The organism is Virgibacillus sp. 6R (assembly GCF_001895305.1).
GTDB lineage: Bacteria > Bacillota > Bacilli > Bacillales > Amphibacillaceae > Virgibacillus > Virgibacillus pantothenticus.
In genome coordinates this window covers 4467613-4486953 of sequence record NZ_CP017762.1, presented here as the reverse complement: position 1 = coordinate 4486953, position 19341 = coordinate 4467613, and the positions used below count along the sequence as shown (strand labels likewise).

The 19341-nt window shown below is 38.1% G+C and carries 19 protein-coding genes; 1 reads left to right on the top strand and 18 read right to left on the bottom strand.

Annotated elements, in window-relative coordinates; all coding sequences use genetic code 11:
- Positions 1-143: 143 nt before the first annotated feature.
- The 18 genes from dprA to smc all read right to left on the bottom strand — a co-directional run bounded on the left by dprA (position 144) and on the right by smc (position 18694).
- Positions 144-1058, bottom strand: a complete 915-nt coding sequence (dprA, locus tag BKP57_RS20260; protein WP_050352727.1) for a DNA-processing protein DprA — start codon at positions 1056-1058, stop codon at positions 144-146.
- Positions 1059-1386: 328 nt separating this feature from the next.
- On the bottom strand, positions 1387-2289 hold the full coding sequence (sucD, locus tag BKP57_RS20255; RefSeq protein ID WP_072742245.1) for a succinate--CoA ligase subunit alpha: 903 nt from the start codon (positions 2287-2289) through the stop codon (positions 1387-1389).
- 54 nt (positions 2290-2343) lie between these two features.
- Positions 2344-3504 carry an ADP-forming succinate--CoA ligase subunit beta gene (gene sucC / locus BKP57_RS20250; RefSeq protein ID WP_050352725.1) on the bottom strand — a complete coding sequence of 387 codons (1161 nt, stop codon included), beginning with the start codon at positions 3502-3504 and terminating at the stop codon, positions 2344-2346.
- Between the two features lie 693 nt (positions 3505-4197).
- On the bottom strand, positions 4198-4461 hold the full coding sequence (locus tag BKP57_RS20245; protein WP_050352724.1) for an EscU/YscU/HrcU family type III secretion system export apparatus switch protein: 264 nt from the start codon (positions 4459-4461) through the stop codon (positions 4198-4200).
- On the bottom strand, positions 4458-6104 hold the full coding sequence (locus tag BKP57_RS20240) for a hypothetical protein (RefSeq protein ID WP_050352723.1): 1647 nt from the start codon (positions 6102-6104) through the stop codon (positions 4458-4460). Before BKP57_RS20240 ends, BKP57_RS20245 begins: the two co-directional genes overlap by 4 nt.
- Positions 6105-6119: 15 nt before the next feature.
- Entirely contained in the window at positions 6120-6890 is a 771-nt protein-coding gene (locus tag BKP57_RS20235; protein ID WP_050352722.1) for a ribonuclease HII, read from the bottom strand.
- Positions 6891-7035: 145 nt separating this feature from the next.
- Positions 7036-7893, bottom strand: a complete 858-nt coding sequence (ylqF, locus tag BKP57_RS20230) for a ribosome biogenesis GTPase YlqF (protein ID WP_072742244.1) — start codon at positions 7891-7893, stop codon at positions 7036-7038.
- A 10-nt stretch (positions 7894-7903) separates the two neighbouring features.
- Entirely contained in the window at positions 7904-8482 is a 579-nt protein-coding gene (gene lepB, locus BKP57_RS20225) for a signal peptidase I (RefSeq protein WP_072742243.1), read from the bottom strand.
- Between the two features lie 614 nt (positions 8483-9096).
- Complete coding sequence (gene rplS / locus BKP57_RS20220; RefSeq protein WP_050352719.1) at positions 9097-9441, bottom strand: 50S ribosomal protein L19; 345 nt, start codon at positions 9439-9441, stop codon at positions 9097-9099.
- A 126-nt stretch (positions 9442-9567) separates the two neighbouring features.
- Entirely contained in the window at positions 9568-10305 is a 738-nt protein-coding gene (gene trmD, locus BKP57_RS20215; RefSeq protein WP_050352718.1) for a tRNA (guanosine(37)-N1)-methyltransferase TrmD, read from the bottom strand.
- Complete coding sequence (rimM, locus tag BKP57_RS20210) at positions 10306-10821, bottom strand: ribosome maturation factor RimM (RefSeq protein ID WP_072742242.1); 516 nt, start codon at positions 10819-10821, stop codon at positions 10306-10308. It abuts the gene before it with no gap.
- Between the two features lie 11 nt (positions 10822-10832).
- Positions 10833-11222 carry a YlqD family protein gene (locus tag BKP57_RS20205; protein ID WP_050352716.1) on the bottom strand — a complete coding sequence of 130 codons (390 nt, stop codon included), beginning with the start codon at positions 11220-11222 and terminating at the stop codon, positions 10833-10835.
- Between the two features lie 303 nt (positions 11223-11525).
- Positions 11526-11753, bottom strand: a complete 228-nt coding sequence (locus tag BKP57_RS20200; RefSeq protein ID WP_050352715.1) for a KH domain-containing protein — start codon at positions 11751-11753, stop codon at positions 11526-11528.
- 9 nt (positions 11754-11762) lie between these two features.
- Positions 11763-12041 (bottom strand): 30S ribosomal protein S16, encoded by a 279-nt coding sequence (gene rpsP, locus BKP57_RS20195; protein ID WP_050352714.1) that lies wholly within the window; start codon positions 12039-12041, stop codon positions 11763-11765.
- A gap of 235 nt (positions 12042-12276) precedes the next feature.
- A complete protein-coding gene (gene ffh, locus BKP57_RS20190; RefSeq protein WP_050352713.1) occupies positions 12277-13629 on the bottom strand; it encodes a signal recognition particle protein in 1353 nt (450 codons plus the stop codon).
- 13 nt (positions 13630-13642) lie between these two features.
- The gene (locus BKP57_RS20185; RefSeq protein WP_050352712.1) at positions 13643-13963 is read right to left on the bottom strand and encodes a putative DNA-binding protein; all 321 of its coding nucleotides are present in this window, start codon (positions 13961-13963) and stop codon (positions 13643-13645) included.
- A 155-nt stretch (positions 13964-14118) separates the two neighbouring features.
- Entirely contained in the window at positions 14119-15114 is a 996-nt protein-coding gene (ftsY, locus tag BKP57_RS20180; protein ID WP_072742241.1) for a signal recognition particle-docking protein FtsY, read from the bottom strand.
- Positions 15115-15127: 13 nt separating this feature from the next.
- On the bottom strand, positions 15128-18694 hold the full coding sequence (gene smc / locus BKP57_RS20175; RefSeq protein WP_072742240.1) for a chromosome segregation protein SMC: 3567 nt from the start codon (positions 18692-18694) through the stop codon (positions 15128-15130).
- Between the two features lie 378 nt (positions 18695-19072).
- Between smc and BKP57_RS20170 the strand changes: the two genes are divergently transcribed.
- The gene (locus BKP57_RS20170; protein WP_050352709.1) at positions 19073-19294 is read left to right on the top strand and encodes a DUF1128 domain-containing protein; all 222 of its coding nucleotides are present in this window, start codon (positions 19073-19075) and stop codon (positions 19292-19294) included.
- The last annotated feature ends 47 nt before the right edge of the window (positions 19295-19341 follow it).

The window sequence follows — 19341 nt, the reverse complement described above, 5'->3', positions numbered from 1 at the left end:
CGCTCTTAAAATTATTTGCAAATCTTCACTAATAGTAAATATATACGATACATTTGTCAAACATGATCTGAAATAATGCTTGCAAATATTCCTCTATTATTACTGCATAACTACCATTAAAACATTGTGGCACAGCGTTTAGCTCAGAGGCTTTTTATACGGCTAAACAAATCTTTTTTATAGATCGAATCCCATTCTTCCAATATGTCACTTGCATTCGTAACTAGTTGAGCTCCATCCCGAATTAATTGGTGACAGCCCTCTGTCTGGTCCATAAATATAGACCCTGGAACAGTGAATACTTCTCTTCCTTGCTCCAATGCTTGATCAACAGTTATCATTGTACCACTTCTCTTTTTTGCTTCAATAACTAATGTGCCAAAGCTTAGCCCACTAATAATTCTGTTCCGTTCTGGAAAATGGTGCCTTGCAGGTCGAGTTGTTGGAGGATATTCGGACAGAACGAGACCTTTATTAACAATATCTTGAAACAGTTGCCTGTTTTCTTTTGGATAAATATAATGAAATCCACTCCCTAATACAGCTATCGTTTTCCCACAGTTTTCTAGAGTTATTTCATGTGCAAACTGATCTACTCCTTTTGCCATGCCACTAACAATTAACCATTTGTTTTGAATTAATGGTTCTATTAAAAAAGCTACTTTTTTCTTTGCTTCTGCAGAGGGATTTCTCGAGCCGATCACACTTATGGATGGCATATAGTTTAATAAACGCAAGTCACCTTTTCCATATAGCACCAGTGGTGGATCATGAATAGCTTTTAACATAGATGGGAAACGTTTGTCAAGAATAGTAATTATATGATGATTCGCCATTTCTGATTTCGTTCGTTTTATAAGCATATCACAATGAAGGTTTTGATAAAGATCTGCAGCATTTTTAAAGGGGAGGGAATAAGCGTGGCTTATTTGTTCAGGAGACATTTGATATAGATGTAAAAGAGAGATATCTTGCTTTAAGACTTTTTGTATCCAGCGCCTGGTGATTCCTTCGCAGCGGCTTAAATGAATTAAACGAAATCGAACGTTATTTATCATATTCCACTTCCTTTCATTTTATATATAAACTATTTTCATTAACCAGTTTCTGACCCTACATAGGACCAACTGGTAATATTAAGAAAGTTAGTAATCATTTCTGTCTGGGGTGCTAAATTTCTACAAAAAATCACCATTTAGCCTGTAACAAACATTTTAAACGTAAAAATACGCTCTTATTTTTATATATGAAACAGTTATTTACTAGATAAGTAAGGAGGAGCCTAAAGTCATGTTTAGGCTCCTCCACTAAGCAGAAGGTACCCCCGTAGTAACCTAAAGTTCTTTTATCTTTCTTATTTAGCCTTATGCTTAAAAATCTTGAACCTTAATGCGTTTTGCATTTCTCTTTTAAGCCATTTTCTTCAAGAGCACGAATCATCGTTTCACCCATTACTGCAGGAGTTTCAGCGACTTTAATCCCACACTCGTTCATAATCCGGATTTTTTCCTCTGCCGTTCCTTTTCCACCCGATATAATAGCACCAGCATGTCCCATTCGTTTTCCTGGAGGAGCTGTTGCGCCACCTATAAAGCCAACAACAGGCTTCGTCATATTTGCTTTTACCCATTCGGCAGCTTCTTCTTCTGCTGTACCGCCGATTTCACCAATCATCATCACTGCATATGTTTCTGGGTCATTATTAAAGGCCTCTAATACATCGATAAAGTTAGTCCCGTTGACAGGGTCTCCACCAATACCAACAGCTGTTGTTTGCCCGTAACCAGCTTCTGACAATTGATGTACCGCTTCGTATGTTAATGTTCCTGAACGGGATACGACACCGATATGGCCTTTTTTATGAATATAACCAGGCATGATTCCAATTTTACTTTCATCAGCAGTAATTACTCCCGGGCAGTTTGGACCGACTAATCGCGTTTTCTTCCCTTCCATATAACGCTTGACTTTCACCATATCCATAACTGGAATATGTTCTGTAATACAAATAACTAAGTCTAGTTCTGCGTCTACCGCTTCTAAAATGGCATCTGCTGCAAACGGCGCGGGAACGTAAATGACAGAAGCTGTTGCATCTGTAGCTTTTACTGCTTCAATTACTGTATTGAACACAGGTACTCCTTCAACCTCTGTACCGCCTTTTTTCGGTGTTACACCACCAACAATTTTCGTACCATATTCAAGCATTTGTTTAGTATGAAACTTAGCTGTGCCACCTGTTATTCCTTGGACAATTACTTTCGTATCTTTATTGACATATACACTCATTTTCGTCCGTCCTTTCCGCTATATCTGAAACAATTTTAACGTCATTTGGCGAGCTCACTTTACCATGGAAACAATCTTTTCCGCACCATCAGCCATTGAATTAGCTGAGGTAATATTCAATCCTGAAGCTTCAAGAATTTCCTTTCCTTTGGCAACGTTTGTCCCTTCTAAGCGAACAACTAACGGGATTTCTAAACCTACTTGTTTCGTTGCTTCTACGACGCCTTCAGCGATCACATCACATTTCATAATTCCACCGAAAATATTAACGAAAATACCTTTTACATTCTTGTCAGATAAAATGATTTTAAATGCTTCCGTTACCTTTTCCGCTGTAGCACCGCCTCCAACATCAAGGAAATTAGCAGGCTCTCCACCATAATGCTTAATAATGTCCATTGTAGACATAGCGAGACCAGCTCCATTTACCATGCAGCCAATGTTTCCATCCAATGAAATATAGCTTAGATCGTACTTGGAAGCTTCTATTTCTTTTTCATCTTCTTCATCAAAATCACGCAAATCCATAATTTCCTTTTGACGGAATAAAGCGTTGTCATCAAAATTTAGTTTAGAATCCAAAGCTAATACTTCCCCGTCTCCAGTCGTTACCAATGGATTTATTTCAGCAATGGAACAATCCTTTTCAACAAATGCTGTATATAGACTCATCATAAATTTTGTAGCTTTTCCTAATAATTCATGTGGAATATTAATATTAAATGCCAATCTACGAGCTTGGAAACCTGTTAATCCAACGACGGGATCAATGACTTCTTTAAAAATCTTTTCAGGTGTAGCAGCAGCTACCTCTTCGATTTCTGTACCACCTTCTTCAGAAGCCATCATAACGACACGTGAGCTAGCACGATCGAGTACTACGCCAATATAATATTCATTTTGAATATCGCATCCCTCTTCAATTAACAAGCGTCTCACTTCTTGACCTTGGGGACCTGTTTGATGCGTTACTAACGTTTTACCGAGAATTTCATCGGCATATGTACGCACTTCATCCAAGTTTTTAGCTATTTTTACGCCGCCAGCTTTGCCACGTCCACCAGCATGAATTTGTGCTTTTACTACCGTGACATCGCTTCCTAATTTTTCAGCAGCTTCTACAGCTTCATCAACTGTATAGGCAACATGCCCATTAGGAACTTTAACGCCGTATTGTCGCAAAATCTCTTTGCCTTGATACTCATGAATGTTCATCCTATATCCTCCCATCAAAATTCACTGCATATCCATTGTATTAAAAAACCATTCAATTCACAAGAATTACCGCGTATCTTATCCTTTTTTGTAGAATCACTCATTTACGTTTTTCTTTCCGCATACATCATGTTGAAACGTTCATCTAGGCATGAATGCAAGTTTAAAGGGTTTAGAAAAACTTGGCTTACCGCCAAATCTTTATGGCGGAAGCTGGAGTTTTTCTTATACTATAAACCATAGAAATTTTATACTTTCCTATAGTGGAACAAAGGCGTGGGGCACCCGTTTAGCAACGTAACGAATGGAACGAATCAACTAAAGATAAAGGAATCATTCCACTAAAACAGGGGTATGCCGACGCCTGAGCGGCAAGCCCATTTTTAGTCGGCCTTCCTCTTTGCCGCGAACCGATGAGGCCTTATTGTAGGGCGCATTTCTAAAGTCGCATCGTTGTTGGGCTCATGCGCCGGACGTGGCTATTCGGATATTTCGTTATTTCCAAGCACCTCATTTTATACTATCTTATCTTATAAAAAAACAGCACCAGAAGACTACAACATGTCCTGTACAAATTAGCTTTCTTCATTCAAGGAAACAATACACAACGATGTTAGCCAAATGTAGCTACTATACAATTGAAACAGTATAATGGTTATAGGTTTCTTTATCATGCTCTAGCCGAGCTTATTTTTAAAATTGCTGATCCGTACGATATATAAATGCGAACACTTCTGCAACTGCCTCATATAGCTCTTCTGGAATGGTTTCATTAATGTTTAATTGTGCTAGCAACTCCACTAGAGAGGCATCTTCTAAAATAGGAATATTGTTTTCTTTAGCTGTTTCGATAATATCATCTGCAAGTTTCCCTTTCCCTGAAGCGGTAACTACAGGAGCAGCATGATGGGCTTCATGATAACGTAATGCTGCTGCTTTCCTCTGATTTTGATTCATATTCGAAAGTCAACCCCCTGATAAACCTGTGCATTAGAACTCGTTATGCTTTTCTTCTTTTCTTCTTCATGTAAGGTTAAAAATGAAATAGATGATAAATGATAATTCATTTCTCTCAATCCTTTTCTTAATAAAGGTTGTAATTTCATTGATAAACTTCGTAATGCTTTATGATCATTGAAAACGGTAATACTAACGTTTCTATTTTGGACATGCATATCCACCACGGTTTCTTTCATGTTTGTTAATTCCAAATAGAACACAATCCGACAATGGTCTGGATCTAGTTTCCCCGTTCGCAATTTTTTCCCTTCAAACTTTAATTCCATATCATTAGGTAATCCTAGCTTTATAGCTGGAATTTGTATATAAGCTTGCAAGAATCCATTTTGCGAATCCTGCACAGACGATATTTGTAAGCCATTTAAATGATGGAGTACTTGCTGTATTCGTTCTTTTAAAGCACCGTCTGTTTGCTGTAAAGCAAGAATTAACTGACTTTTTAACGTTACAGGAGGCGTCTCATCTTTCGCTAATTTGTATTCATGCGAAATACCGGAAAATTGCAAATGTTGTCTCACTAATTCAAGCCATTGCTTTTTTGGCTCTGCCAATACATATGTTTGTGATAAAGTAATAAAGCGTTCTAATTGCTGATATGTTTGTGGCTTTTGCAAAGATCGAAGCTGGACTAACAAACGACCAAAATCAATTGTCTGAGCATTTTTATCTGATATCAGAGTTGGGAAGGTTGCTGTGGTATCCTGTTTTAATTGTGACACCTCAGCTTCAGAAAGCGTAAACTGATTGGCAGCTGCTAATAGCAGTTTACTTTCCCATTTTTTCAAAATTTGATTGGCATGTTGCATCGTTTCCTGATGATGATGTATATAATGCTCTAGTTTTTTTAATGTTTGCAAAGACGTAATATTATTGTCTCCTCCCAATGTTTGAATGAGAGGCAAGAGCTGTTTGTTTTTTCCAACAAGCAGTTTATATATTTGCTGTTGGCTTTTAACCACATTTTCTGCAGATGGCTCTAGCAGGTCGCTTAATAGCTGTTGTAACGGCGAATTCTCCATATGTTGGGATAACATATGGGAAAGCTTTTGAAATTGGGCAACAAGTTGATTGTTTTTTTGTACATGTAGAGCTTGAAATGTCTGTTCATTTATGGGCAATTCATGTAAGACCATCTCTTTTATAATGGGGATAAGATCTTGTTTATTTTTATGCGCTGACATAAACTGAAAAGCTTGTTGAAGCTGCTGTCTATTAAAAGGCACTTGTTCTTCCATCAATTGTTGAACAAAAGCAACTTGATGCGCTGATGGTTTAAAAGAAAGCTGATTCAACAGGTGTTTAGCCCCAACGGCTGCAGTTTCATGTGTTTGGTTGCCTAATACTTTTAAGTTAAAAATCTCATCTGCCTGCATGATTTGAAAATGATAATGCAGCCCAGCTGTTAAAGGAGCTTGCAGCTGGGCTATCAGCTTTAAACCTCCTAATTGTATTTGCGCTTTATCTTGTGGGTATATTTTTATAACTTTCCCTTGGATTATTTGACCCTTTTTTAGTTGTTGCAGTTGGGGAAATACGGATTTATTCAGCTGTAAAATCTCTTTCAACTGTTGAATACGCAAACTGCTCCCCCCTCATTAGTAAATCATTTGTTTAATTGGTGCGAATGAACGGCGATGCTGTGGGCAAACACCGTATTCCTGCAATTTTTTAAAATGCTGTTCTGTACCATATCCCATATTGGAAGCAAATTCATACATTGGATATTGCCTATGTAATTGTTTCATATATTGATCTCTCGTCACTTTTGCTAATACACTTGCCGCTGCAATGGAAATGCTTTTTGCATCTCCTTTCGTAATTGCTTCCGTTGATAATGCTAGTTGTTCCAATTCGACCGCATCAATCAATACGTGTTCTGGAACAGGTTCTAATTTACCAATTGCTTCTTGCATTGCATATTTTGTAGCTTCCAATATATTCATTTGATCTATCATTTCACTTTCAACAATTGAAATCCCATAACTTATAGCGTGTTCTTTTATGTAATGAAAAAAATCATTTCGTTTGGCTTCCGTTAATCGTTTAGAATCATCTAACCCTAGCAATAGAAAGTCAGAAGGTAAAATAACTGCTGCTGCTACAACAGGACCAGCAAGCGGCCCTCTTCCTGCTTCGTCAACACCAGCGATATATGTCATTCCTTGTTTATAGTAGGATTGTTCGTAGATTGTCATCTCAGCGTGACGTTGCTGGAATGCTTGTAATTTCAACTGCTGTTTTTCATATTTTGCTATTAATTGCTGGACCCCTTTTCGTTCATCGGATCGTAAACTTGCGAGCAGCTCTTCATTAAATTGACCCGCCTGAAACAATCTGTTTAGTTCACTTATAGACTCCTTGTGCATTTTTACCCTTCCTCTTCTTTTATCGACCAAATTATTCATATCATAAATTCCAAGAGAGATATACAGTTAAAAAAATAAATCTCCACATAACAAGACACCCATCCGGAGATGCATGTCCTACGTTTTACTATTTTTATTCCTTTGTTTAAAATGCTTCTGTTTCTGGTGCTTCCAAAGATATTTTTCCAAGTTTACCTGAACGTAAATCTTGAATAACAATATCGGAGACTTTTGAAAAATCGACTTTGCCTCCACTTTGCAATGCCCCGCGTTGTTTACCGATATAAACAAAAATATCCCACATATCTTGCATCTCTTTATCTATGCTATAACGTTTTTCCAAATTCTCGGGATAGTGGATTTGCATATAGTGAATAGCAAATGCAACGACGTCCTGCAACGAGAGTAATTGATCTTTAATTGTTCCAATAGCTGCTAATCGATAGCCCACTTCTTCATCTTCAAATTTCGGCCATAATATCCCAGGAGTATCCAGTAATTCAAAATCTTTTTTCACTTTAATCCACTGTTGCTGTTTCGTGACACCCGGCTTATTTCCTGTTTTAGCAATTTTTTTATTTGCCAAACGATTGATGAGGGTGGATTTACCAACATTTGGAATACCAACAATGATCGCACGTGCTGCACGTGGTTGAATTCCTTTTGCTTTTAGCTTTTCCATTTTTTTCTTTGCCTGTTCTTTCGCCAATTGTATAACAGCTTGGATATCATTACGCTCATTCACATTAATGGCAATAGCTGAAATATTCTGTTGCTGAAAATAATCAATCCATTGTTCTGTTACTTGTTGGTCAGCTAAATCTTTTTTCATCATTACAATCATTTTTAATTTTTGGTGGATAACTTGCTGCAGCATGGGATTTTGGGAGGAAAGAGGTGCGCGAGCATCTACCAACTCAATAACAAAGTCAACAAGTTTAAGCTTTTCCTCTACTTCCCGCTTCGCTTTTGCCATATGACCTGGAAACCATTGAATCGTCATAATTAAAAACCTACTTTCTTATTAGTTGCATACGTTCCATTGGCCAATAGAGCAAACTCGTTTTACCTACAATTTGATCCATTGGCACCAACCCCAATACACGACTATCCGTTGAGTTTTCCCGATTATCACCCAAAACAAGCACATAATTTTCGGGAATCTCTTGGTAGTTTCCTGGAAGGTCTTCTAATATAAAATCATTGGTGTATATGGGTAATTCTGTCTGAATTCCTTGTTGATCGTTTAAATAATTTTGTTCTACTTCTTCCCCATTAATGTACAATATATTATCTTTTACTTCAACATGCTCCCCAGGTAAGCCTATAATACGTTTGATGAAATCTTTTTCTGTAGAAGCATGAAAAACAACAATGTCAAAGCGTTCCGGCTTTTTTACGTCATAAATAAATTTATTAACGATCAATTGATCTCCATTATGTAGTGTTGGCAACATCGATGGTCCCTCCACAACGACGGGAGCAAACAGAAATGTTCGAACGATAAAAGCCAAACTAAAAGCTATCAAAATTGCTTTTAACCAATCCAGCCACTCTTTATTAGATTTCTTTTTTTTTGCTTGCTCTGTCAATTGCTCGCCCTCCCTGTTTTAACCAAAATTGCTAATTAAAAATGGTTTTTTCTTCCATACATTACTATATAAAAATTTCTCTTCTCCACAAACAGCACAATAGTCCATAGCGATAGCCGATTTTTTAAAATTGACTATAGTAGTCAAAATATTATATTTTCTAACATGAACAAAGGCGCGGGGCGCCCGTTTAGCAACGTAGCGAATGGAACGAATCAACTAAAGATTTAGGAATCATGCCCCTAAAAACAGGGGTATGCCGACGCCTGAGCGGCAAGCCCGTTTTTAGTCGGCCTTCCTCTTTGCCACGAACCGATGAGGCCTTATCGTAGGGCGCATTTCTAAAGTCGCATCGTTGCTGGGCTCATGCGCCGGACGTGGCTATTCAGTTATTTCGTTATCTCAAGCACCTCATTTTACACTTTTGTATGAAAAAAAGGCTATTTACCATTTAGGTAGTATTTCAAGAATCTAAACATTATAAAGCAAAATTTGTTCATCATAGATGGTGGCTTGCGCTCTTGGCGATCCATGGTGGTTTCTAATCTTATTAAAAAAGGAGCTTGTGCAAATTGCCAAGCTCCTTTCCCTAACATGCTCTGTCATGTATTCGATTAACGCCGTTCTTTAATACGAGCTGCTTTTCCACGAAGGTTACGTAAATAATAAAGCTTCGCACGACGTACAATACCACGACGTGTAACTTCAATTTTATCAATCCGTGGAGAATGTAAAGGGAATGTACGTTCCACACCAATACCGTAAGATAACTTCCTTACTGTAAATGTTTCACTGATTCCACCATTTTGACGTTTAATGACAACACCTTCGAACACCTGAATACGTTCGCGGGAACCTTCCACAACTTTCACGTGTACTTTTATTGTGTCCCCAGCGCGAAATTCAGGATGATCCGTACGCAATTGATCTTTTGTAATATCTTCAATTAACTTTTGCATCCTGGTTCACTCCTTCCAAACCAATGCTCTTATCTCCTAGATGACAGCGGAACATCGTTGATCAAGCCTAAAGCATATCACTTTAAACACAAGTATAAATATACCATATACATGAACAGACTGCAACTACTTTTTTTCGTTTTGTAGCTCGTTTAACAAACACTGTAAATCTGCTGATAGATTCTTCTTAAGCAATAAATCTTTTCGCCGTTCATACGTTCGCTCAAGAGCTTGCCTTTTTCTCCAAGCCTCTATTTTTGCATGGTCGCCAGATAGTAAAACTTCAGGAACTTCCATCCCTCGAAAGTTAGCAGGTCGTGTGTAATGCGGGTGCTCCAATAGACCAGTTGAGAAGGAATCCTGAGGTGCGGATTCCTCATTTCCAAGCACATCTGGCAGCAGCCGAATAACACTGTCCATCACTACCATTGCTCCTAGTTCGCCACCTGTTAAAACATAGTCGCCTATCGATATTTCATCACTCGCTACATGCGAGCGTATACGTTCATCAAAACCTTCATAATGTCCACAAATAAGGATAAGATGATCCTCTTCTGCTAATTCTTCTGCTTTTTTTTGTGTATATGTCTCTCCTTGCGGGCACATTAAAATTATCCGCGGTTGGGTAGGGCGTTTACTTTTTACTGCTTCGACGGCATCAAATATCGGTTGTGGTGCTAATACCATTCCTGCTCCTCCACCATATGGGTAGTCATCCACCTTCTGATGCTTATGTTGGGAATAGTCACGAAAATTCACAAGGTCATAGGTGAATTTATTTCTATCTTGTGCTTTCTTTAAAATCGAGGACCCCATTACCCCAGAAAACATTTCTGGAAAGAGCGTTAATACATCGATATGCATTTAGTCCAACAACCCTTCCATTGGAGAAATGGTCACTTTCTTCGCTTCTACATCCACATCTATCACCACATCTTCAATGTACGGAATAAGTGCGTTTTTTCCGTTTTTTCGCTCGACTACCCAAACGTCATTCGCTCCAGGCGACAAAATCTCTGTAATGGTACCTATTTCTTCTCCCGCCTGTGTAACCATTGTACATCCGATTATTTCATGGTAATAAAATTCATGTTCCGCTAATTCCGTCTGCTGTGATTGGGGAATCTTTAGCTCACAGCCTTTGAAAGCGATCATATCATTGATGTTTTGATAGCCCTCAAATTGAAGCAAATCGAAACCCTTATGCACTCGATGGCTGGAAATGGTCATCTTAATAGGCTCCTGTCCATGTTTTATAATGTAGACATCATTACCAACTTCAAACCGATCATCAAAATCGGTTATCCGTAACACTTTTACCTCCCCTTTTATCCCATGAGTATTGACTATTTTTCCTACAGTAAACATTTGCTCTGTCATTATCTCACCTGCTATTCATCAATTCGTATCACGATATTATCTTTTACAATGATTGCCTGTTCTTTCATTATTTCATTCCATTGCGATCCTTCTGTAACCTCAACAAGAGCTTCAACTTCCCTTTCAACAATTTCACTACCGATTTCAAGCATATCCAATTGTTCCATTTTAAACTCAGCAAGTTTGATCTTTTCTTTTCGATTATTTAATTCTTGTTGGAATCGATGCTCGATTTCCTGCTTTGAATAACCGGATTTATTTTGCAATTTGCGCTGCTCAAACAACAACTGTTGACACTCTTGTTCAAGTCGCATTTTATGATCATGAAAGTTAGCTTTGATTTTTTCCTTACTATTCTCCGTTAACACCTGTTTTATTTGTACCTTTTTTATAATTTGCATATTGATCGCCTCACTCTCAAAACGTCTAAAGCAGAACATAGTTTTTTTAGTTGGGACAAACCATATTGAAAAATGGTTTGACGCGTGCATTCCTACTCTTCTCCTTCGAACTGCAAATACGGTATCAATGAATCTGAATAAACGGTCGTTTACTTCTATGCTAGCATTTACGTGTTTAGAAAAACTTGGCTTGTCGCCAAGTCTTATGGCGGAAGCCTTTGTTTTCCTTATACTATAAACCAAAAAAATCTTATACTTTCCTATAGTGTAAAAAAGGAAAGGGTTTATTTCCTCCCTTTCCCTTTACATAATATCTAAATACACACGTTTATTACTATTTGACTTTGCTGCATAAACAACCGTTCGAATTGCTTTCGCAATTCGCCCGTTTTTACCGATCACCTTACCGACATCTTCAGGATGAACAGAAAGATGATAAACAATTTTCGTTTCTTCCTCTGTTTCTTTAATCACAACATCTTCAGGATGATCTACAAGTGATGTAACAATCGTTTCAATAAGAGCTTTCATGTTATCACTCTACTTTGCAACTTGATTTTTTTGCTCGTGGAACTTTTTCATGATGCCTTGTTTAGAGAATAGATTGCGAACTGTATCACTAGGCTTTGCACCTTTAGACATCCAGTCAAGTGCTTTATCCTCATCTATTTTAACTTCAACTGGATTAACTACAGGGTTATATGTTCCTATTTGTTCAATAGAACGCCCGTCACGTGGCGCACGTGAATCAGCGACAACAATACGGTAGAATGGGTTTCTCTTTGATCCCATACGTTTCAAACGAATCTTTACTGCCATTTTCTTGCACCTCCATCTTTAATAACTTAACACATTTTTAAATTCTAGCAGAAAAAACAAAGTCTGTAAAGTGTTTTTCCATTACAGAAAGAAAATATTGTATTTCATGGGTTATTCCATTGTTGGCATGAACCATTAAAGCGTGCTGAAGTAGCCTTGAAATCCCATTTCTTTCATTCTCCTAAAAACCGTTATAAGCTAAAGACATTGTGTTTGGAAAAGGAGTTCCTCTTTATTACATAAATGGGAGTTTCATGCCTTTTCCTTTTTTACCTTTCTTGCCTTTTTGCATATTCGTCATTTGCTTCATCATTTTCTTCATTTCTTCAAATTGCTTTAGTAATCTGTTTACTTGTGACACATTCGTGCCTGAACCTTTAGCTACTCGTTTTTTTCTACCTGCATTCATGATACTTGGATCCTGACGTTCTTGCTTTGTCATAGACTTTATGATCGCTTCCACATGCGAAAGCTGTTTTTCATCGAATTGGGCATTTTTTAGCCCCTTCATTTTGTTTGCTCCGGGAATCATGGCCATTAAATCTTCTAATGGACCCATTTTTTTTACCTGTCCCATTTGTTCCAAAAAATCGTCCAAAGTAAATGACATCGTGCGCATTTTCTCTTCCAATTCTTTGGCTTGCTTTTCATCCACATTGGTTTGTGCCTTTTCAATTAAAGATAGTACATCGCCCATGCCTAGAATCCTAGAGGCCATCCGGTCAGGGTGAAATGCTTCTAATTCATCAAGCTTCTCTCCCATTCCGGCAAACTTGATTGGCTTGTCAGTCACAGCTTTAATGGAAAGAGCTGCACCACCACGTGTATCCCCATCCAGCTTCGTTAAAATGACGCCAGTTATATCAAGTTGCTCATTGAAGCTTTCCGCAACATTTATTGCGTCCTGTCCAGTCATGGAGTCAACAACAAGATAAATTTCATGCGGTTGCACTTCTGCTTTAATCTGTTGTAATTCTCCCATCAGTTCGTTATCTACATGTAAACGACCAGCAGTATCGATAATGACATAATCATGATGGTCTTCTTTTGCCTTTTCTAGCGCGTTTTTCGCAATATCAACTGGATTTGCCTCTTCCCCCATGGAAAACACAGCCATATCAAGCTGACGCCCCAATGTTTCCAGCTGTTGAATTGCTGCCGGACGGTAAACATCGCAGGCAACAAGTAGAGGGTTACGATTGTGTTTTTTGCGCAGTAAGTTGGCTAGTTTTCCAGAGGTGGTTGTTTTCCCTGCTCCTTGTAAGCCTACCATCATAATCACAGTAGGTCCGCGATCAGCTACAGCAATTTTACTTTGTTCACCGCCCATTAAGGCCGTTAGCTCTTCTTTGACGACTTTAATAACCTGTTGTCCTGGAGTTAAACTTTCCATTACTTCTTGACCAACAGCACGTTCTTTAATATTTTTGATAAGGTCCTTAACCACTTTATAGTTAACATCAGCTTCTAGCAAGGCCAAACGAACTTCTCGCGTCATTTCTTTTACGTCTTGCTCAGATACCTTACCCTTACCAGTTATTTTTTTTATCGTACTTTGCAGGCGGTCAGCTAATCCTTCAAATGCCATAGAAGGTGTCCCCCTAATCCAATTCTTTTAATTTAATCACGAGCTGTTGCACATCTTTGTTGCCAGAAGTTATTTCTTCTAGCTGCTTTAACAGCTCAAAGCGCTGCTGAAATTTATTATATAAGCCAAGCTTTTGCTCATACGATTCCAGCATTTGTTCCGTTCGCTTTATATTATCATACACAGCTTGCCTTGATACATCAAATACTTCAGAGATCTCTCCAAGCGAATAATCCTCTAAATAGTACATTTCCATATAATTTCGCTGTTTAGGTGTAAGTAATGCCTGATAAAAATCAAATAGATAATTCATTCTTGTCGTTTTTTCCAGCATCTTGCTACACCTCTTATCGTTAATTTATTAGATAAACGTATTTCGTGCGTCTCGCTTACGTCATTAGAAATGGCGTTTCTCACAATGATAAACTTACTTTACTCACTACAACGTAAGAATAACGAAATGAAATATATGTGTCAAGAAAACTTCCTTTATTCTTTTTCCAGTAAATCAGCAAATAAACCATAGACAAATGCATGTGCATCAAATGGGCGTAAATCATTAACGCCTTCTCCTAAACCGACAAACTTAACCGGTATTTGTAACTCATTTCGTATAGCTAAAACAATTCCACCTTTAGCCGTTCCATCTAGTTTTGTTAATACAATTCCCGTTACATCTGTTGCCTCAGCAAATATTTTAGCTTGACTTAACGCATTTTGTCCTGTTGTCGCATCCAACACAAGCAAAACTTCATGCGGTGCATGAGGAACTTCTCGTTCGATTACGCGCTTTACTTTTGCTAGTTCGTTCATTAAATTCACTTTGTTTTGCAGCCTGCCAGCGGTATCACAAATGAGAACGTCGGCTTGCTTCGATTTAGCTGATTTGATCCCATCAAATATAACAGCTGCTGGATCACTTCCGGAATTTTGTTTTACGACGTCAACACCTGTTCGCTCGCCCCAAACTTCTAATTGTTCAATCGCTCCAGCGCGAAAGGTGTCCCCAGCAGCAAGCATAACCTTCTTTCCTTCCTGCTTAAGCTGATGAGCTAGTTTACCAATTGAGGTTGTTTTCCCTACCCCGTTTACTCCTACAACCAAGATAATCGAAAGCTCACCTTCCTGAAGAGAAAGACTTTCTATTTCCTGTTCGTTATCACCATAATAAATTTCTACCAGCTTTTCAGAAATAACATCTTTCATTTCTGTCGTGTCTTTAATGTTTTGTCGTTTTACTTCCATTTTCAATTCGTCAATCAAGTCCATAACAGTAACTACACCAGTATCAGCAGAGATTAACACCTCTTCCAATTCTTCAAAGAAGTCTTCATCCACTTTTCGATATCTAGCGAGCAAATCGTTAATTTTACTGGAAAATGTTTGCCGGCTCTTTTTCATTCCTTCTTTATACTTTTCTGATACATCTTCCGCATGTTCTTCATTTCTTTGAAACTTGTTTTTTAACTTATCCATAAAACCCATCATGCATTCCTCCTTATTGTTCCACTAATTGTTCTGTATCTTCTAAGCGGACGGATACTAACCGTGACACACCTGACTCCTGCATGGTTACACCGTATAACACATCTGCTTCTTCCATCGTACCTTTACGGTGAGTAATGACGATAAACTGCGTCTTTTCACTAAACAATTTCACATATTTGGCAAACCTCGCCACATTGGCTTCATCCAATGCAGCTTCTACTTCATCCAGTACACAAAACGGAACTGGACGAACACGTAAAATTGCAAACAATAATGCAATCGCGGTTAATGCCCGTTCTCCGCCTGATAACAGTCCGAGATGTTGCAGTTTTTTCCCTGGTGGCTGTGCAATAATATCCACCCCTGTATCAAGCAGATTTTTCGGATCGGTCAATTTTAGCTCCGCGTGCCCCCCGCCAAACAATTGCTGAAAGACATCGGCAAATGCTTCTTTAATTTGCGAGAATGTTTCACCAAAACGGTTTTTCATTTCTTCATCCATTTCACTGATTACTTGATGAAGGGTTTGCTTTGCTTCAACAAGATCTGTTTGTTGTTCTTTTAAGAAGCTATATCGCTCATTAATACGCTCATATTCATCAATAGCTCCTAAATTTACCGTTCCTAATTGTTCGATTTGCTGTTTCAACTGTGTAACGGAAGCTTGGGCAGCCTGTTTATCTTTTGCTTTTTCGTACATTTGCTGGGCCTTTTCATATGTCATCAAATACTCACTCTGCAAATGGTTTAGTAAATTCTCAAGCTCCACATCGATTCGATTGGACTGAACTTCCTTCTGATTTAAAGTTCGTCTAAGTTCATCCAACTGCTTGTGAATCAGCTTTAGTTCCTGTTCTTGATCTTGAATCTGTTTGGAGCGAGTAGTACGTTCTTTACGTATTTTTTCAATAGAAGCAGTTATTTCCTGCTTAGCTCTAGATTGTTGCCTAATCATATCATCTATTTGTTCCTCTGATTCGTTTGCTTCTTGGAATTCTACTAGGTTTTTCCATTCTTCGACATATTGGTCATATTCATGTTGAAGTTCTGTAAGTTGTTCTTGTACTTGCTTTGTTTTTTCACGCTGGTTTCTTACCCGTTCATCTTGCTCTGCCAATAAAACTTGCTTTTGGTGTAATTCTTCCTGCAGTTTTTCTTTATTATTTTTCAGCTCCGTTTGCTGTTTGTTTAAATCCTGAATTTCTTGTTCAATTTCTTTTGCTTGCTGATCTAACTGAATTAGCTCTTTCTCAAGAAGCATCTTGCGGTTCGCTAGGTCGTCACGATCCTCTGTATGCTGCCGCTTATCTTGATCATAGATACGTAATCGATCATTTAAAGCATGTAGCTTCATTTCCAATTCACGAAAATCTGTCTGCATTTGTTGTAGCTGCTTTTGCTCAGCTTGCAACGTTGTTTCTTCCGTTTTTAACTGCTCTTCTAAAACTTGAATTTGTCGTTTTTGGCGCTGGACATTTTTTTCGAATTCCAATATCTTTGTGTCAAAAGCTTGTAATTTTGCAGTCATTTCTTCAAGCTCTTTTTCACGTGTAAATAGAGATTGATTCGTTTTTTTCTTCGCCCCCCCAGACATAGATCCACCGGGGTTAACTACATCGCCATCCAGTGTAACTATACGATAACGTCTGGAAGACAAAGCTGCTAGCTCATTGGCATCTTTTAATGTTTTAGCAATGACGACATGACCCATTAAATGGTTAATGGCTTTGCGGTAAACGGCATCTGTCTGAATAAGTTCAGCAGCGATTCCGACATAACCAGCATGCCCGATTAGTTTTCTTTTTATATCATTTGGAATAAACCGTTCCTGGATAGAAGAGAGTGGCAAAAATGTTGCTCTGCCGTTATTGGTTTGCTTCAACCAGGAAATAGATTGCCTCGCAGAACGCTCATCTTTTACAACAATATGCTGCGCTTGCCCCCCGAGTACTGTCTCCATGGCAGTAATATATGCCTTGGGAACATCCATTAATTCGATAATCGCTCCGTATACACCAGAAAGCTTCTTTTCTTCTCTCGCTTTTAAAACAGCTTTAACTCCTTGAAAAAAGCCTTGAAAGTCTTCTTTCATTTCCTCCAGCATTTCTTTTTTCGATTTGATTTTTTCTATATACTGATACCCTTGATACAATTTGGTTTGAGCTTCTTGAAAAGCATGACGCTCTCGTTCTAATGATTGCTTGATGGATTGGATGTTTTTTTCTTTTTGGGTGCATGTTTGCTTTTGCTGTTCAACATCAGGTGTGAGCCGCTTCACTTTTTCTAGTAATTCTTCTCTATCATGAATCAGTCCAGCAAATTTTTCCGATTGCTTCTCTGTTATAGCAGCTACCTGCTGTAGGCGTTCTTCCAACGTTTGTTTTTCATTGCGTTTAGCAGCTTGCTCATTTAAGCACTCAATATAATCTGATTTCCGATCTTCTATCTTTTCGGCTAGATCCGCATTCCCTAAACGGAGCTTACTTTCTAACTGTTTAACAGATTGTTCTGTTGCTTTTTTTGCTGTTTGCAAATCAGCCAAATGTTTCTTTTCTTGCACAAATACATCATGTAACTGCCCTATTCGTACAGAGGTTTGATTTTTTTGGGCACCTAGCTTTGCCTTGTTTTCGAAAAAATGCTTGGAACGCTCAAGAAACAACTGTTTTTTTCCCTCATATTTCTCTAATGTTTGCGTTACAGTTAATAAATCTGCTTGCAATTGTTCGAATTGTTGATCCATTTGTTGCAGTGAGTGACGTTCCTTGTCTTGCTCCTTTTCTTTCTGATCCAATTTATGCTGTACACTTTGCTGTTTATCTTTCAACTGATCTATTTCTTTTAATAATGATTGCCACTCTGTATGAAGACGTTCAATTTCTGCTAGCAAGTAAGTAATCTCTGTTTCCTTTAATTGATCTTTGAACACCTGATATTGACGTGCTATTTCTGCTTGTTCTTGCAATGGTTGGATTTGTTGTTCAATTTCATGAATAATATCTTCAACACGGTTTAAATTTTCTTGTGTCTCAGCGAGCTTATATTCTGCCTTTTTCTTTCGTTGTTTATATTTTAAAACACCTGCAGCTTCTTCAAATATGGTTCTTCTTTCTTCAGCCTTGGAGCTTAGTATTTCTTCTACTTTCCCTTGACTAATAATCGAAAAAGCTTCCCTGCCTAGCCCAGAATCCATAAATAAATGGACAATATCTTTTAACCGACAGGACTGGTTATTAATATAGTACTCACTATCTCCGGAACGATAGACGCGTCTCGTTACACTTACCTCGTCATAATCTAATGGTAGAAGCTGATCATGATTATCGAGAACTAACGTTACTTCAGCAACATTTAACGGCTTACGCGTATCACTCCCTTGAAAAATGATATCTTCCATTTTAGAGCCGCGCAGCGATTTCGCTGATTGTTCACCAAGCACCCAACGGATAGCGTCCGTTATATTACTTTTACCACTTCCATTTGGTCCTACAACTGCGGTTACACCAGGAACAAAATCAACGTTTATTCGTTTAGCAAACGATTTAAAGCCTACGCTTTCTAATCTTTTCAAATACATCCGACATTTCTCCTAATTAACGAAAGAATATGTATATTATCATACTCTATACTACTAATAAATTTTTGAGCTGAGACAAACGTAAAACCCGAACTATCTAGAAATGGTGGATAATGCATATAACCCTCTCCGGATATAAATTTCGCACACCTTAGATCGGCTAGTGAGCGTCCTCTTGCAACGCACTATCGGGACGCGCGGATGCCTTTTTACCGTTTAGTTTCAAAGCTACCAGCGCGTCATCTGTCTTCAGAGTTGACTGTATAGTTTCCTATACAATAAAAAAACGGTTGGCATTTTACCGCATTTATTTTATCATAAATGTAATGGTAAAAGAAGTTTAGAACGTGACATGCAGAATAAAGGAGCTGGCAAATAATGAGTTTAGAGTACCCCTCACAAGAAAACTTAAAAATATTACTAGATGAAATTGCAGATCATCTGTCTGTTGTAAACCGTACCATTATGGACGCAGAGGATTATGATCTGGATAAATATGATGAACTAAAATCGTTGTATGATATGATAAAGCGAAAGGGACATCTCAGTATGCTAGAAACACAAGCATTCATTGAAGAATTAAGAAACATTCGTAAATAAGTATGAAAGCGAAGTTGTCTTGTTCAAGCAGCTGTCGGTACTACTGA

Bases quoted from the DNA above. Each gene is read 5' to 3' on its own strand.
- dprA (WP_050352727.1), bottom strand. From the start codon at position 1,058: ATGATAAATAACGTTCGATTTCGTTTAATTCATTTAAGCCGCTGCGAA.
- sucD (WP_072742245.1), bottom strand. From the start codon at position 2,289: ATGAGTGTATATGTCAATAAAGATACGAAAGTAATTGTCCAAGGAATA.
- sucC (WP_050352725.1), bottom strand. From the start codon at position 3,504: ATGAACATTCATGAGTATCAAGGCAAAGAGATTTTGCGACAATACGGC.
- BKP57_RS20245 (WP_050352724.1), bottom strand. From the start codon at position 4,461: ATGAATCAAAATCAGAGGAAAGCAGCAGCATTACGTTATCATGAAGCC.
- BKP57_RS20235 (WP_050352722.1), bottom strand. From the start codon at position 6,890: ATGCACAAGGAGTCTATAAGTGAACTAAACAGATTGTTTCAGGCGGGT.
- ylqF (WP_072742244.1), bottom strand. From the start codon at position 7,893: ATGACGATTCAATGGTTTCCAGGTCATATGGCAAAAGCGAAGCGGGAA.
- rplS (WP_050352719.1), bottom strand. From the start codon at position 9,441: ATGCAAAAGTTAATTGAAGATATTACAAAAGATCAATTGCGTACGGAT.
- trmD (WP_050352718.1), bottom strand. From the start codon at position 10,305: ATGCATATCGATGTATTAACGCTCTTTCCAGAAATGTTTTCTGGGGTA.
- rimM (WP_072742242.1), bottom strand. From the start codon at position 10,821: ATGACAGAGCAAATGTTTACTGTAGGAAAAATAGTCAATACTCATGGG.
- BKP57_RS20205 (WP_050352716.1), bottom strand. From the start codon at position 11,222: ATGCAAATTATAAAAAAGGTACAAATAAAACAGGTGTTAACGGAGAAT.
- BKP57_RS20200 (WP_050352715.1), bottom strand. From the start codon at position 11,753: ATGAAAGCTCTTATTGAAACGATTGTTACATCACTTGTAGATCATCCT.
- rpsP (WP_050352714.1), bottom strand. From the start codon at position 12,041: ATGGCAGTAAAGATTCGTTTGAAACGTATGGGATCAAAGAGAAACCCA.
- ffh (WP_050352713.1), bottom strand. From the start codon at position 13,629: ATGGCATTTGAAGGATTAGCTGACCGCCTGCAAAGTACGATAAAAAAA.
- BKP57_RS20185 (WP_050352712.1), bottom strand. From the start codon at position 13,963: ATGCTGGAAAAAACGACAAGAATGAATTATCTATTTGATTTTTATCAG.
- ftsY (WP_072742241.1), bottom strand. From the start codon at position 15,114: ATGGGTTTTATGGATAAGTTAAAAAACAAGTTTCAAAGAAATGAAGAA.
- smc (WP_072742240.1), bottom strand. From the start codon at position 18,694: ATGTATTTGAAAAGATTAGAAAGCGTAGGCTTTAAATCGTTTGCTAAA.
- BKP57_RS20170 (WP_050352709.1), top strand. From the start codon at position 19,073: ATGAGTTTAGAGTACCCCTCACAAGAAAACTTAAAAATATTACTAGAT.